This window comes from Rahnella sp. AA, from assembly GCF_002834385.1.
GTDB lineage: Bacteria > Pseudomonadota > Gammaproteobacteria > Enterobacterales > Enterobacteriaceae > Rahnella.
The window spans coordinates 182,956-198,224 of sequence record NZ_PITQ01000007.1 but is presented as its reverse complement, the minus strand read 5'-3'; the positions used below and the strand labels follow the sequence as shown (position 1 = coordinate 198,224).

The window sequence follows — 15,269 nt, the reverse complement described above, 5'->3', positions numbered from 1 at the left end:
ATTAAGGCGGAACAATATGCGCGTAGTCCTTGACCTGCAAGCTTGTCAGTCTGCAAGTCGTTTTAGAGGTATAGGTCGATATTCAATGTCCTTAGGAAAATCCCTGGCCAAAGAATTATTGGTTCGAAACCATGAGGTTATCGTAGCATTAAGCTCTGCTTTTCCAAACGAAGCGCAGGAAGTCAAAGCTGAATTTGAAGCATCTGTGCCTGGAGTGACTTTTTTTGAGTTTTCCGTTATTACCCATTGTGCGGCAAATAACCCCAAGAATCTTTGGCGTCAGATGGCCTCACGAATGCTGAGAGAGCATGCCTTAGCATCCCTGGAGCCTGATATAATTCACGTATCAACGCTTTTAGCAGACGGATGGGAAGATGATTTAGTAGCATCTGTCGGTTTACTTGATACCCACATCCCTACAGCGCTGACGCATTATGATTTGATTCCACTTTCAATGTCAGAGATATATCTCGCTGATGAGAATTTCCGGGATTATTATATGTTCAAGCTTGATAGTGTGCATCGTGCAGATTTGCTATTAACAATCTCAGATTTTACAAAAGATGAAGCTCAAAAGTATCTGAAACGGCCAGAATCATCCATTATTAATATGTCGTCAGCCGTTAATGATGACTTTTCAGAAAGTTTGAAAAACTCACTTGGCGTCGAGAAAACATTACAGAAATACAATATAAAAACTGATTTCCTTCTTTATGCGCCAGGGGGGTTCGATCCTCGTAAGAATGTTGACCGACTTCTTGAAGCATATTCATTATTACCGACGGACCTTCGTAGAAAATACAATTTGGTTATTGCCAGTAAGCTTCCACCAGGGCACCGTGAGGGTCTTATTTGGAAAGCGGGTACGCTTGGAATTAACGAGTCAGAATTAATCTTAACTGATTATGTCTCAGATGCCGATCTCGCTGACCTTTACCGCGGATGTAGAGCATATATTTTCCCTTCCTTACAGGAAGGATTTGGCCTGCCAGTGCTGGAAGCTATGTCATGCGGAGCTGTTGTTATTGCTTCAGATTGCTCAAGTATTCCTGAGGCGCACGGTTTAAATGACGCTCTATTCAACCCTTATCAACCTGATGATATTAAAGATAAAATAATACTCGCGTTAACGAATAAAGAATTCAGGCTTCGGCTTCAAAAGCATGCCGAAATACAAAGCAAAAAATTCTCATGGTCGACAAGTGCCTTCATTGCAACTGATGCTATCGAGCAAGTGGTCGTTAACAATAGAAAAGCGGGGACTACGACTGTAAGAAAGGAAACGTTGCCCTCTGTGGATGAATTATTAGCGAAAATGGATGCTCTTGGGCTCGATTCAATACCGGGTGATTCTGACCTCGATGAGTTCAAGTCTTGTTTCATGAATAATGTCGGAGCTTCTGCATGAATATTTGCTTAAATACATATCCATCGGCTTTTGCTGTCCCTGGCGGTGGCGAACAGCAGTTGCATTTCTATCGGGAAGCTATTTTACGCGGCCAGAATAAATGGCCATCTCTGAATATAGAATTGTTTGATCAATGGCATCCCAAACTTAATGATACGCAGCTGATGCATTATTTTTCATGTATGCCTTCAAGCTTAGATTTTCTGAATGTCATGAAGGCAAAGCATGGGATACCATTATTAATAAGCCCTAACTTTTGGCCTGAACCAGAAAACTGGAAGAGCTCCGGGGTCTATGATGATGTTAACGCTATACTATGGTTAGCAAATAAGATAGTTGTGAACTCTGTCATTGAAGAAGAAGCGTTGGTCAGATTATGCCATATTGACTCTTCCCGAATAGCGGTAATACATAACGCCGTGCAAGATTCTTTCTTCACTCCCGTAGATCCTGAGTTATTTCGTAAGAAATACAATATTAACGGACCTTTCATTCTCAATATCGGCAACGTTGAGCCACGCAAGAACCAATTTGCGTTTTTAAAGGCCCTTAAAGATTTCCCCGATCTCCAGCTTATTACCATTGGTGGCGTCAGAGAGCTTTGGTATTTGAATGCTTGCAAGGAAGAAGGTGGAGAGCAATTTCGTTTAATTGATCCCTTGCCTCCTGGCTCTGAACTTTTACGTTCTGCCATAGCTGGCTGTGATTTTTTTGCCATGCCTAGTTTGCGTGAAACGCCAAGCATAGCCAGTCTGGAAGCTGGTGCTGCGGGAGCAAAAATCCTGACAACCGATTTAGGCTCTACGACTGAGTATTTTCAAGATTATGCTGATTACGTTAACCCCTATGATACTGCTTCAATGAGCGAGGGAATTGAGAAAACTTTAGCCAGAAGCAAGAATGACGACCTTTCTCTTCGTATTAGAGAGCTGTATCGTTGGGATGTTGTAGTAGAAAAGCTGGTTGATACCTATTCTGGGTTAATCGGTACGGATTTAAGGGTGAGAAATTGATTTACAATCATGACCGTAATAATTCATTGCCAGGTGACAATATCATTTGGCGAATCGAAGGTCCTTTTGACAGCACTTACAGCCTGGCTTTGCTCAATCGCGAAATTGCACGCGCATTAAGCAAGCTGGGCGTTGATGTTTTACTACACTCAACTGAAGGGCCTGGTGATTTTGAGCCTTCCGCCACATATCTGGAAGCGAATTCCGACTTAGCTGAGCTAAATGCAAGATCTAAGCTCGTTGATAATGCTGATGTCTCTGTGGCCAGCAGAAATCTTTACCCACCCCGCGTTGAAGATATGGGTTTCAAATGTAACCTGCTTCACTCGTATGCATGGGAAGAAACTGCATTTCCTCTGGAATGGGTGCAAAATTTTAACAAGCACCTGAGTGGTCTGACATGCTTATCACAGCATGTGATGAAGACAATGATTGATAACGGAATATCTATCCCAACCGTTGTTTCCGGTTGTGGTGTAGATCATTGGGAAAGAATAATACCAAGCGCGTCATCGCCTTTGGATAAACTGGAAACTCGTTCTTTCCGGTTCTTGCATGTCTCGTCGTTTTTCCCAAGAAAAGGACCTAATGAATTATTGGAAGCTTTTGGAAAATCATTCACGCGTGATGACGATGTTTGTTTAGTAATAAAAACATTCCCAAATCCTCATAATGAAGTCCATAAACAACTGGCACAAGTGCGTGAGCAATACCCAAATTATCCTCAGGTTATTTTAATCGAAGACGAACTGGATGATCCTGACCTGAAAGCGCTGTACCAAAACTGCCATGTACTTGTTGCTCCGAGTTGTGCAGAAGGTTTTGGCGTTCCATTAGCGGAAGCAATGCTTTCAGGTATACCTGTCATTACAACAGGCTGGTCGGGACAGTTGGATTTTTGCAACGAGCAAAATTCCTGGCTTGTGAATTATCGGTTTGAGCAAGCTAATACTCATTTTAAACTTTTGCCATCAGCCTGGGCTGTCGTAGACGTTGACGGCCTGAGCGAGGCAATGAAATCTGCGTTTCAGTCTTCTGTTGAAGTCAGGCGAACTATGGCGTCCAATGGCCGGGCTTTGCTGATGGAGCAATTCACATGGGAAGGCGTTGCACAACGATTAATTGATTTTTACCAAAAGATAAACACCGCTGAACCAGTCAGAAAGGCAAGAGTGGCCTGGGTAAGCACATGGAATGCAAAATGTGGTATTGCTGCCTATTCCGAACATTTGACAGCAGGTTTTGAACAGGAACCATTCATTTTTGCTTCCCGAGCCAACGATCTGGTGTCTTCTGTTTCTGAAAATTATCTTCGCTGCTGGGATGCAGGGGATGATGACAACTTATCTGATTTGACTCTTGCCATCGATGCGAAAGAAATAGATGTCGTAGTAATTCAGTTTAATTTCGGTTTCTTCCATCATGATCATTTGAACAAATTTATAAAAGAGCAAAAAGAAGCAGGACGCATGGTCATCATTGATATGCATGCAACCCTTGATCCTCCGCAGGCTCCTCATAAAAAATTGTCAAACTACAGTGAAGGACTGGTGCTGGCTGATCGTCTGCTAATGCATTCTTGTGCAGATATGAATCGCCTGAAAGCGTTGGGGATCACAGAAAATCTCGTCCTCTTCCCTCTGGGGATTTTAGATCCAAAGGGCAGTGTAGAACCAAGTGTTGCTAAAAATGCCCAGCTAACCATTGCAACATATGGCTTTTGCCTCCCACATAAAGGGCTGGAACAAGTTGTTGACGCCGTTAGCCTGCTTAAACGAGATGGAATTTCGGTCAATTTAAGAATGGTAAATGCAGAATATCCCCATGATTCTTCATCTGCATTGGTTAAAAAACTTCAACTTCAGATAAAAGAACTTGGTTTAGAAAACCAAGTTATGTTAGAAACCCGTTTCCTTCCTGATGAAGAAAGTCTGGCCCTTCTAAATGGCTCAGATCTTGTTATTTTTGCCTATAGCCCAACCTCGGAATCAGCCAGTGCGGCTGTCCGTTACGGTTTTGCTTGTGGCAAACCTACACTGGTGACGGATATACCGATCTTTGATGAATTTGGCGATACAGTTTGGAGAACTAAGGACAATAATCCATCAACATTAGCTTATACAATCAGTCAGGCGCTTGATGATATCAATACGAATAGCTCAGCGTTTGTCGAGAGACAAACTTTGGCCGATAGCTGGCGGGATCAGCACCGCTATTCCAGACTTGCTCAGCGCCTTGAAGGCATGCTGCAAGGTATTTTTGTTCAAAATAACTTTTCTTGAGTTTTGATTTTTAAAAGGTTTTTCATTAATGAATACTAAATCTGCCGTTATTACAGGAATTACTGGTCAAGATGGTGCCTATTTGGCGGAACTTTTGCTGAGCAAAGGGTATACAGTTTATGGTACATACCGTCGTACCAGCTCTGTAAATTTCTGGCGTATCGAAGAATTGGGGATCGAAAATCATTCCAACCTGCATTTGGTGGAATATGATCTGACTGATCTTTCTTCCAGTATTCGTCTGCTTCAAAATAGCGGGGCAACAGAAGTTTATAACCTCGCAGCGCAGAGTTTCGTTGGCGTGTCATTTGAACAGCCCGTCACAACAGCCGAAATTACAGGTATTGGCCCTCTGAATTTGCTGGAAGCAATCCGCATTGTGAATCCTAAGATCCGCTTTTATCAGGCATCAACCTCTGAGATGTTTGGTAAAGTGCAGGCGATTCCACAGTCCGAATCAACACCATTCTATCCGCGCAGCCCATACGGTGTGGCAAAGCTGTACGCTCACTGGATGACAATCAACTATCGTGAAAGCTACGATATCTTTGCCTGCAGCGGGATACTTTTCAACCACGAATCACCACTGCGTGGTCGCGAATTTGTTACGCGCAAAATCACTGACTCCGTTGCCAAAATTAAACTGGGCAAGCTGGATGTTCTGGAACTGGGTAACCTGGACGCTAAGCGTGACTGGGGTTTTGCCAAAGAGTATGTGGAAGGCATGTGGCGTATGCTGCAAGCAGATGAACCAGATTCCTACGTACTGGCCACCAACCGTACTGAAACTGTGCGTGATTTCGTGCTTATGTCCTTTAAAGCCGCTGGCATTAACGTTGAGTTCAGTGGTCATGCAGAAGAAGAAATTGCCGTTGACGTTGCGACGGGCAAAACCGTTGTTCGTATCAGCCCTAAATTCTACCGCCCTGCAGAGGTTGAACTCCTGATTGGTGACCCTGCTAAAGCGAAAGAAAAATTAGGTTGGGAACCACAAACTACGCTAGAACAACTGTGCCAAATGATGGTTGAAGAAGATATGCGTCGCAACGAAGCAGGATTCTCATTCTAATATGACACAACGTGCGCTGATCACCGGCTTAAACGGTTTCACTGGCCAATATATGGCCCGGGAACTGGCCGACGCCGGTTATGAAGTACATGGTCTTGAGATCCCGGCAGCAATAGCTGCCGGAGATCGTCAAGTCGATCTCTGCGATCCTGAGGCCGTCCGGCAGGCAATAAAGGCGATTAGGCCCAATGTGGTTGTACATCTCGCCGCGATTGCCTTTGTTGCACATGGTAATGCGGATGATTTTTACCGCGTAAATCTCATGGGCACCCGGAATCTGTTGGCAGCCCTGTCTGACGTAGCCGACAATCTTGATTGTGTTCTGCTCGCCAGCAGTGCCAACATTTACGGTAACCGCACCGAAGGGATCCTGACCGAGGATAGCCTGCCAGACCCCGCTAACGATTATGCCGTAAGCAAATTAGCGATGGAGCACATGGCGCGGTTGTGGATGGATAAATTGCCCATTGTGATTGCACGCCCGTTCAACTATACCGGCGTGGGTCAAAGTGAAAACTTTTTGATTCCTAAGATAGTCTCCCACTTTCGCCGGAAAGAAAAACGCATTGAGTTAGGCAATCTTGATGTGTGGCGTGATTTTAACAATGTGCGCTCTGTGTGCAGCGCTTATGCAAATCTCTTAAAAGTACGCCCGGTTGGGGAGACTTTTAATGTTTGCTCCGGCGTTGGCACCTCACTAAGAGAAGTTGTTTCAGCTTTGGAAAACCTGGCTGGATACCAAATTGAGCTGAGTGTTAACCCTGCATTTGTTCGTGCTAATGAAGTTAAAATTTTAACAGGCAGCGCTGAGCGCCTGTCCTCAGTCATTCCCGCCTGGAAACCCATTCCACTGGAAGAAACATTACGGTGGATGTACTCAGCATAAAAACAGCATACAGATTTTTTTATCATCTCTGTAGGCTGACAGCTTTACTCATTCCTTCGGAAAAAGAATTTTCTTTAATGAAAAAACGCAGCTGGATTATTCATAAAAAAATCTGATTTCGAAGGAGAGTGAAGGATTTCTGTTTCAATCTCATAAGGGGTCATGGGTTACTAATGCGTATTCTTCATTTTTTTAAAACCTACTACCCTGTTGCTTTTGGTGGCGTTCAGCAGGTTATTTATCAGTTGGCTGAAGGGGCATGTCGCAATGGTGCTGAGGTGGATGTACTTTCACTCACTCACGAGAAGACATCACATGATGGTAAGATCGGCAACCATAATGTCCATACATCAAAGCAGGACCTGTACATCGCCTCAACGGGTTTCTCTTTATCCGCGTTTCGCGATTTCCGTCGTTTGGCAGAAAAAGCCGATGTAATACATTACCACTTTCCCTGGCCTTATATGGATTTGGTGCATTTTATCGTGCGGCCTGATAAGCCTGCCGTGGTGACGTATCATTCTGATATTGTGAAGCAGAAGCATTTACTGCGGCTTTATCAGCCCCTTATGAGACGCTTTCTAAATGATGTTGATGCTGTCGTTGCATCGTCACCAAACTATGTCCAGACCAGCCCAGTCTTAAATACCTTAAAAAATCCCGTAGAAGTCATTCCTTTTGGTCTCGACGGTTCATCTTATCCTGAGGCGCCTGCCGAGGTGACAGATAAATGGCGGGCGTTACTCCAGGGGCGTTTCTTCTTATTCATTGGTTTCCTGCGATATTATAAAGGGATCTCCTATCTTCTGGATGCAATTGCCGGGCTGGATTATCCGCTGGTCATTATTGGTGAAGGGCCTTGTGAACAGGAATTAAAAGCTCAGGCTGCGCGTTTAAAATTAAAAAACATACATTTCGTGGGCGCTGTATCTGACGAAGATAAGTGCGCATTGCTTGAACTTTGCTATTCAGTGGTCTTTCCGTCGCATCTTCGTTCAGAAGCTTTTGGCATGACTCTCCTTGAGGCCGCGATGTATGGAAAACCCATGATTTCCTGTGAAATAGGGACTGGCACAACGTTCATCAACCTGCATGAACAAACCGGACTCGTGGTTAAACCTACCGATCCTGTCTCTCTGCGCGCGGCACTTGTTAGCCTCTGGACAGATCCTGCTAAAGCTTTGCAAATGGGAGAAAATGCAAAAAGCCGCTTTGACCAAATGTTCACAGCAGATCGCATGGTTGAAAGTTACATGTCGCTTTATCAAAAAGTGATAGCGGAGCATCAACCGAAATGAGCCTGAGCACAGAATCAGTCTTAGTGACCGGCGCAAATGGTTTTATAGGGAATGCCGTCGCCAGCAGCATTGAAGCCGCCGGCATGAAGGTTCGCCGGGCAATACGCCAAAAATGCGCTGATCCGACAGCCTGGCAAAGCCCTGATCTTGACGAAATAGCTGACTGGTCTGAAGGTTTGCAAGGGGTTAATTACGTTATCCATTGTTCTGCACGCGTGCATCAGATGCAGGATAGCGCTTCAGACCCATTATCAGAATTTAGAAAAGTGAATACGGCGGGAACCTTAGCTCTGGCAGAACAGGCTGCGCGGGCCGGGGTTTCACGCTTTGTTTTTTTGAGTTCATGCAAAGTTAATGGCGAACAAACAACGAAAGGAAACCCCTTCAGGGAGGAAATTCACTCACCTCCGCAGGATCCTTACGGTCTTTCAAAATACGAAGCTGAATCGGGCTTACTCGAAATTTCCGCCAAAACGGGGATGGAAGTCGTTATTCTCCGTTTGCCCTTGGTTTACGGACCTGAAGTTAAAGCAAATTTCGCACTACTCATGAAAATTATTACACTTGGCGTTCCGTTGCCATTTGCTACTGTAGATAATCGGCGTAGTTTATTGTCCCTGGACAATCTGTGCGATTTCATTTTAACAGTGATAACTCATCCGGCAGCTGCAGATGAGGTCTTTATGATTGCTGATGCACCGGCAGTATCAACATCGGAGCTGATCCGAATGATTGCAGAGGCGAAGGGTAAACCTGCTTTGCTATTCCCATTCCCTATCCCTTTGCTGAAAGGAATTGCGTCAATAGCAGGCAAAAGGCATGCAATAGATCGTCTGGTCGGATCCCTGGAACTGGATACCCACAAAGCAAATACCTTGCTGGGATGGCATCCGCCATTTAAGACTCGTGAAGCTCTTAAAAAAATGTTTAATAATGGATAATTCTTCCGCATGCTCCTTTCTATATTGTTGATAAGTGTATTGTTATCCTGGTTATTGACCGCAGTATTTCGTCAGTACGCTATTCGTCACCATGTTATGGATATCCCCAACGCACGCAGCTCGCATAGCGTTCCCACCCCAAGGGGTGGCGGGATGGCTGTCGTGATCTCTTTTTTGATTGCTCTCACGGGGTTTTGTGGCACCGTTATTGGCTTTTCGTCAATCTGGCTTTGGATAACGCTGGCTCTTTTACTGATTGCCGCTGTTGGCTTTATAGATGATCATCGTTCGTTGTCTCCCCGCCTCAGGCTGAGCGTTCAATTCTTATCTGCCGCGCTGGTATTGCTGGGTATAGGTAATGTGCCTGCTTTGTCTCTGGCGGGCTGGATTATTCCGCCGGCCTGGTGGATCTGGGGCTTATTGGCTATCGGGTTGGTATGGTTCATCAACCTCTACAATTTTATGGATGGGATCGACGGCCTGGCATCAGGTGAAGCGATAATCGTTGGCATCGCCATTTCAGTTTTACACTGGATTGAAGGAGATAGTTCCGCAGTCAGCTATATCTCGCTGATATTATCCGCATCATGTCTGGGCTTTTTCTTCTGGAATCGCCCTCCGGCTAAAATCTTCATGGGCGACGGATGCAGCGGATTCCTGGGGCTGGCAATGGGCACTATGATGCTCGTTGATGCGATGAAGGATCCTGAACGCTTATGGGCATGGTTGATATTGCTGGGCGTTTTCGTTGTCGATGCAACCTGGACATTACTGACAAGATGGAGGCAAGGTAATCGTTTGAGTGAAGCGCATAGATCTCATGCTTATCAGCAGGCAGCGCTGCGTTGGGGACACGGCAAAGTCACGGCCAGCGTAGCCGGCATTACCTTGATATGGCTCATGCCGATGGCCTGGCTGGTCTTCTCCGGCCGATGCTATGGCATAGTGGCATTAGTGATAGCATATGCCCCCTTATGTGTTATGGCTAAGCGATTGAACGCGGGAAGAATATGATGAATAAAAAATCAGTCCCGGCCCTTGTGTGTTTTCATCTATTGGAATTGCTCGGTTCCATGTCACGTTTTGGCAAGCGCTTCATTTCAGTAATAGCAGACATCCTGATGATTGCTCTCGCTTTTTGGGGCGGGTACTGGGTCAGATTAGATAATGCGTTTCCAATCACCAGTATTAAGCATTGGGTATTGTTGCTGGCGTTGTGCTTGTTTAGTGTTTTTGTTTTTGCGCGACTTGGCCTCTACCGGGCGGTATTACGTTTTGTCAGTTTCCGCGTACTCTGGACGATTGCTTTAGGAACCGGGGCTTCCACTCTTTTCTTAGTGATGAGCGCTTTTTACTTCAGCATTTTTCTTCCCCGTACGGTAACGATCATCTACTTCGCTTTCATGGTCCTGTTTGTAGGGGGCGTTCGTCTTTTTTTCCGTGCCCTCCTCAACATTACCCGCGTGGTGCGCACCCCTGTCATTATCTACGGCGCGGGCGCCGCAGGGCGTCAATTGCAAATGGCTTTACTGCAAGGGAATGAGTTTTACCCTGTTGCTTTTGTTGACGATGACCCTGCAACTCATGGCTATCAGCTTCAGGGAGCATCGGTTCATCCTCCTTCAAATATCGCCCATTTGCTGACCCGGCATCATGCCGAGAAGATTTTGCTGGCAATGCCCAGTATTTCCCGCTCAAGGCGTCAGGATGTCCTGCAATCTCTTGAAGCTTTCCCGTGTGAGATTCTGTCCATTCCAGGAATGTCTGATCTTGTTAATGGGTTCGCCACGATCAGTGAGTTGAGATATGTATCAATTGAAGACCTGCTTGGGCGAGTGCCAGTAGAACCTTTTGACGAATTGATGAACGCCGACATTCGCGGAAAATGCGTGATGGTAACAGGGGCTGGCGGCTCAATCGGTTCAGAATTATGCCGTCAAATTATTGCCTGCCGCCCTGCTCGCCTGGTTCTTTTTGAGCTCTCCGAATTTGGCCTTTATACCATCCATTCGGCTCTGACCGAGCTGGAAAGCGAGGTAGAGATCATCCCTCTGCTGGGATCCGTTCAGCGTAAAAGCAGACTAGTCACGATAATGAAACAGTTTGCGGTTGAAACTGTTTACCATGCTGCGGCCTATAAACATGTCCCTCTGGTTGAGTACAACGTTGTCGAGGGCGTGAGAAACAACGTATTCGGTACATGGTATTGCGCACAAGCGGCACTTGAAGCCAGGGTAAGTACTTTTGTTTTAATTTCGACCGACAAATCAGTGCGCCCGACAAACACGATGGGTGCATCCAAACGTCTGGCGGAGTTAATTTTGCAGGCTCTGGCAAAAGAAAACCATGAAACCAAATTTTGCATGGTTCGTTTCGGGAATGTGCTGGGTTCTTCAGGTTCTGTTGTTCCATTATTCAGGGAACAGATCCGTCGTGGAGGCCCGGTAACTGTTACCCATCAGGATATTATCCGGTATTTCATGACGATACCCGAAGCCGCGCAACTGGTCATTCAGGCTGGTGCAATGGGTGAAGGTGGTGACGTATTTGTACTGGATATGGGAAATCCGGTGAAAATTATGGATCTTGCAAAACGAATGATTCGGCTAAGTGGCCTTGCGGTTCGTGATAAAGACCATCCGGAGGGGGATATTGAGATCAAAGTGACGGGATTAAGGCCTGGCGAAAAGCTTTATGAAGAGTTGCTTATCGGTGGCGATGTCAGTGATACCCCTCATCCGCGTATTCTAAAAGCAACCGAACTGGATATGCCGTGGGTATTGCTGGAGCAAAAACTTCGGGAACTGGATAATGCGTGCCACCTCTTTCAGCACGAAAAAATACGTGAATTACTGATGGAGCTTCCGTTATTATTTGTCCCTAAAGATGAAATTTGTGATCTTGTTTGGGCATCCAGATCTCCGGCCCAGAAAAGGCTGCAGCACCACGAATAAATCACTTATCCTGCCAGCCCTGTTGCTGACATATTTTTAAAAGCCACCTGTACAGGTGGCTTTTTTGTTTGTGCAATCAGCACTCGCGTTTACAGCACACCCTGCGCCAGCATCGCATCAGCAACTTTCACGAAACCAGCGATATTGGCACCGCGTACATACTGCGTCTGCTTGCCTTCACCGCCGTACTCCACACACGACTGGTGAATATCGAGCATGATGTGGCGTAAGCGTGCGTCCACTTCTTCGGCTTTCCAGCTCAGACGCGCGGCGTTCTGTGCCATCTCCAGCCCGGACGTCGCCACACCACCGGCATTAGCCGCTTTGCCCGGCGCGAACAATACGCCCGCTTCAACGAACAGATCAGTCGCTTCGATGGTGGTCGGCATATTCGCGCCTTCCGCTACGGCTTTTACGCCATTGGCGATAAGCACTCGGGCCGCTTCCACGCCCAGCTCGTTCTGAGTAGCGCAAGGCAGCGCGATGTCTACCGGCACATTCCACGGCTGCTGGCCTTCGAGATACGTTAACCCCAGTTTTTGCGCATAATCAGATACGCGGCCATCGCGGCTGGCTTTGATTTCTGTCAGCTGCGCCAGTTTTTCCGGCGTGAAACCGGCTTCATCGACCACAGTGCCGTTTGAATCCGACGCCGTAATCACGCGTGCACCCAGCGACATGGCTTTTTCAATTGCGTATTGCGCTACGTTACCCGAGCCGGACACCGCCACGCGCATGCCTTCGAAATCCAGCCCGTGGCGGCGCAACATGGATTGCGTGAAGTAAATCAGGCCATAACCGGTGGCTTCCGGGCGGATCAGGCTGCCGCCGAACGACAAGCCTTTACCGGTGAACACGCTCGCGGTGTTGTTGGAGAGTTTTTTCATCATCCCCGCCATATAACCGACTTCACGACCACCGACGCCGATATCGCCTGCGGGAACGTCAGTGTCCGGGCCCAGATGGCGGTAAAGTTCCAGCATCAGCGCCTGACAAAAACGCATGATTTCACCTTCGCTTTTGCCTTTCGGATTGAAATCACTGCCGCCCTTCCCGCCGCCCATCGGCAGCGTGGTCAGCGCATTTTTAAACGTCTGTTCAAAACCGAGGAATTTCAGAATCGATAAATTAACCGACGGATGGAAACGCATGCCGCCTTTATACGGGCCGATGGCTGAGCTGAACTGTACACGCCAGCCACGGTTTACCTGCACCTGATTTTTGTCATCAACCCACGCAATGCGAAACTGAATCACGCGTTCCGGCTCTACCAGACGTTCTAATAAAGCGGAACGGCGGTATTGCGGGTTTTGTTCGAGGAACGGCCATAGCGTGGTCATGACTTCACGAACGGCCTGAGAAAATTCGACCTGATGCGGGTCGCGTTGCTGGACTGAGGATAAGAACTGTTCGAGAGATTGAATCTGATCCATTGATTTGAAACTCCGTTTCTAAGTGATGTTGTTTTTATTTACTGCTTATTTTTTGACTATGCATCGACTTACAAGCGGACATCAAGCAATTTATTCCCCTGGTAAAGCACCTACGGTTTGCGCCCTTCAAGTTTCAGTAATAGCGCTTTATTCTCAAGCCCGCCGGCAAAACCAGTGAGTTTTCCGGACGCACCAATCACGCGATGGCACGGCGCGACAATGGAAATCGGATTGCGGCCATTGGCAGCTCCCACTGCGCGGACGGCTTTCGGGCGGCCAATACGACAGGCGATTTCGCTGTAACTGCGGGTTTCACCAAACGGAATTTCCAGCAGCGCAGCCCAGACTTCTTTCTGAAATTCGGTGCCGGTGAAGTCGAGATCCAGCTCAAAGCACATACGCTGGCCCGCGAAATATTCATTCAGCTGTTGTTCGGTTTTCAGCAAAATAGGGAATGCCGTATCCTCCAACATGTCGCCCAGTTTCACCCGCCCGTCAATTTCACATTCCCACAAAATAGCCGCCAGCTTGTCGCCTTTTGCCACCAGCGTGAGTAATCCGACCGGTGAATCTATCCGCTTAAATCTGTATTCCATTTGTGCTTTCCTCAGCCTGTTATGCGCAGACCACTTTACCGGAAAGGTGCGAAACAGACCAAGAGGCAAAACAGGGATTTGCGCGATGTCTTCCAGAGAATCTTCATAAAATGAAAGCGTTACATTGTTGAATGTAACGCTTCAGAGGTAGGTATATTGCCGGGGAGAAAAGCGGTTATTTCAGACCCATCTGTGCGCGCAGCTCAGATTTTGCGGCGTCAAACTCAGCTTTGAATTCAGGCTCTTCAGAAATTCTCTGCGCAATCAGCGCGGCACCGGTACGGCTCATCACGGTATCAGAACGGTAATGGAAACCTGCCACCAGGCGATTTTCGGCATAACCGGCAGCGCGGGTGAACAGCGCATTACGTTTTTCCGGCACCATTTCACCCAGCACGGTCGCCATCAGGTAGCCGATGGTGGAGTGCCCGGAAGGCCATGAACCGGATTTGGATTTTTTCAGCAGCGGATGAATCTGCTCATCCAGCATATACGGGCGCGGGCGGTTAAACGCTTTCTTGGCATGGTCGTCTACCACGTCTTCCGTCGCGACTATGCGGTCAAACAGTGCAGCAGTTTTTGGCAGTTTTTCGGCTGTAAAATCCGGGCCCATCACATCAGCGTAACGCCAGACATTTTCTTCAGCATCGGCGATTGCCGCTTTTTCCTGTTCCGGCGTACGGGTCGCCTGAATTTCCAGCAATTCTTTCAGTTCGGCTTTGGTCTGAGCGGAATCATCGGCCGGTGGTGCAGGCAAATACTTCGTCAGATCAAGCTGTTCGGAGGTGATGAATGGCTTAGCCTCATCGGCAGCCTGAACAACAAACGTCGAACCCAGAGTGAAAAGCAGTAAAGCGACAAGTGACTTACGCACGATGAAACTCCTGATATTTTTTGAATATCAGGAGAATAGAGAGAAAGTGTGACGGTTAAATGACAAATTCAGCCCAGCAGCCCGAGTTTTCCGGTCAGCTTTCTGACGATTTTCTTTTTCCCTGCCAGCGCGATACCCAGCAACTCTAAACTGCCGGTCGGCACGATAGCGACCGCTTCACGAAAAGCCGCGTAATCCGTGGTTCGCTGCCCTTCCACCGGAAAAATAATGCCGTCCATTTCATCATCATTCAGCACGTGCTGATGAAGTTGTGTGAGCTGTTCGCTGTCGGCAACCAGCACGCTGATACCAATCGGGATCAGACCCGGATGCTCGCGATTATCGGCATCTATCAGCGGCGCTCCCACCAGCGACGGGTGGCGTTGTCCGAGCGTCAGCGCCAGCACCGCAGCGGCATTGGCGGCGTGTCCGGCGGCCAGTTGCCGGTTGATGACGATCACACAGCGTTCAGGCGAAGAAGAAATAAGTGTTGCAGGCGTATTCATGATTAAGCT

General features: G+C 47.3%; 13 protein-coding genes. 9 read left to right on the top strand and 4 right to left on the bottom strand.

Going from position 1 to position 15,269, the window contains the following annotated elements:
- Positions 1–16: 16 nt before the first annotated feature.
- The 9 genes from CWS43_RS17650 to CWS43_RS17610 all read left to right on the top strand — a co-directional run bounded on the left by CWS43_RS17650 (position 17) and on the right by CWS43_RS17610 (position 11,851).
- Positions 17–1,408: a glycosyltransferase family 1 protein gene (locus CWS43_RS17650; RefSeq protein ID WP_101078396.1), complete on the top strand. Its 1,392-nt coding sequence runs from the start codon at positions 17–19 to the stop codon at positions 1,406–1,408.
- Positions 1,405–2,421: a glycosyltransferase gene (locus tag CWS43_RS17645; RefSeq protein ID WP_101078395.1), complete on the top strand. Its 1,017-nt coding sequence runs from the start codon at positions 1,405–1,407 to the stop codon at positions 2,419–2,421. Before CWS43_RS17650 ends, CWS43_RS17645 begins: the two co-directional genes overlap by 4 nt.
- Positions 2,418–4,703, top strand: coding sequence for a glycosyltransferase (locus tag CWS43_RS17640; RefSeq protein ID WP_101078394.1), 2,286 nt, complete (start codon positions 2,418–2,420; stop codon positions 4,701–4,703). The genes CWS43_RS17645 and CWS43_RS17640 overlap by 4 nt, the downstream gene beginning before the upstream one ends.
- A 28-nt stretch (positions 4,704–4,731) precedes the next feature.
- Positions 4,732–5,772 (top strand): GDP-mannose 4,6-dehydratase, encoded by a 1,041-nt coding sequence (gmd, locus tag CWS43_RS17635; RefSeq protein ID WP_101078393.1) that lies wholly within the window; start codon positions 4,732–4,734, stop codon positions 5,770–5,772.
- A gap of 1 nt (position 5,773) precedes the next feature.
- Entirely contained in the window at positions 5,774–6,658 is an 885-nt protein-coding gene (locus CWS43_RS17630; protein WP_101078392.1) for a GDP-mannose 4,6-dehydratase, read from the top strand.
- A gap of 173 nt (positions 6,659–6,831) precedes the next feature.
- On the top strand, positions 6,832–7,956 hold the full coding sequence (locus CWS43_RS17625; RefSeq protein ID WP_101078391.1) for a glycosyltransferase family 4 protein: 1,125 nt from the start codon (positions 6,832–6,834) through the stop codon (positions 7,954–7,956).
- Positions 7,953–8,897, top strand: a complete 945-nt coding sequence (locus CWS43_RS17620; protein WP_101078390.1) for an SDR family oxidoreductase — start codon at positions 7,953–7,955, stop codon at positions 8,895–8,897. The genes CWS43_RS17625 and CWS43_RS17620 overlap by 4 nt, the downstream gene beginning before the upstream one ends.
- Before the next feature lie 153 nt (positions 8,898–9,050).
- Positions 9,051–9,911 carry a glycosyltransferase family 4 protein gene (locus CWS43_RS17615; protein WP_198555863.1) on the top strand — a complete coding sequence of 287 codons (861 nt, stop codon included), beginning with the start codon at positions 9,051–9,053 and terminating at the stop codon, positions 9,909–9,911.
- Positions 9,911–11,851, top strand: a complete 1,941-nt coding sequence (locus CWS43_RS17610) for a nucleoside-diphosphate sugar epimerase/dehydratase (protein ID WP_101078522.1) — start codon at positions 9,911–9,913, stop codon at positions 11,849–11,851. The genes CWS43_RS17615 and CWS43_RS17610 overlap by 1 nt, the downstream gene beginning before the upstream one ends.
- An 89-nt stretch (positions 11,852–11,940) precedes the next feature.
- Here CWS43_RS17610 and gdhA read toward each other — a convergent pair whose 3' ends face one another.
- The 4 genes from gdhA to CWS43_RS17590 all read right to left on the bottom strand — a co-directional run bounded on the left by gdhA (position 11,941) and on the right by CWS43_RS17590 (position 15,260).
- Complete coding sequence (gdhA, locus tag CWS43_RS17605) at positions 11,941–13,284, bottom strand: NADP-specific glutamate dehydrogenase (RefSeq protein WP_101078388.1); 1,344 nt, start codon at positions 13,282–13,284, stop codon at positions 11,941–11,943.
- Positions 13,285–13,394: 110 nt separating this feature from the next.
- On the bottom strand, positions 13,395–13,880 hold the full coding sequence (locus CWS43_RS17600) for a methylated-DNA--[protein]-cysteine S-methyltransferase (RefSeq protein ID WP_101078387.1): 486 nt from the start codon (positions 13,878–13,880) through the stop codon (positions 13,395–13,397).
- A gap of 175 nt (positions 13,881–14,055) precedes the next feature.
- The gene (locus tag CWS43_RS17595; protein ID WP_101078386.1) at positions 14,056–14,754 is read right to left on the bottom strand and encodes a phosphatase PAP2 family protein; all 699 of its coding nucleotides are present in this window, start codon (positions 14,752–14,754) and stop codon (positions 14,056–14,058) included.
- A gap of 68 nt (positions 14,755–14,822) precedes the next feature.
- Positions 14,823–15,260 (bottom strand): DUF2000 domain-containing protein, encoded by a 438-nt coding sequence (locus tag CWS43_RS17590; RefSeq protein ID WP_101078385.1) that lies wholly within the window; start codon positions 15,258–15,260, stop codon positions 14,823–14,825.
- Between the last annotated feature and the right edge of the window lie 9 nt (positions 15,261–15,269).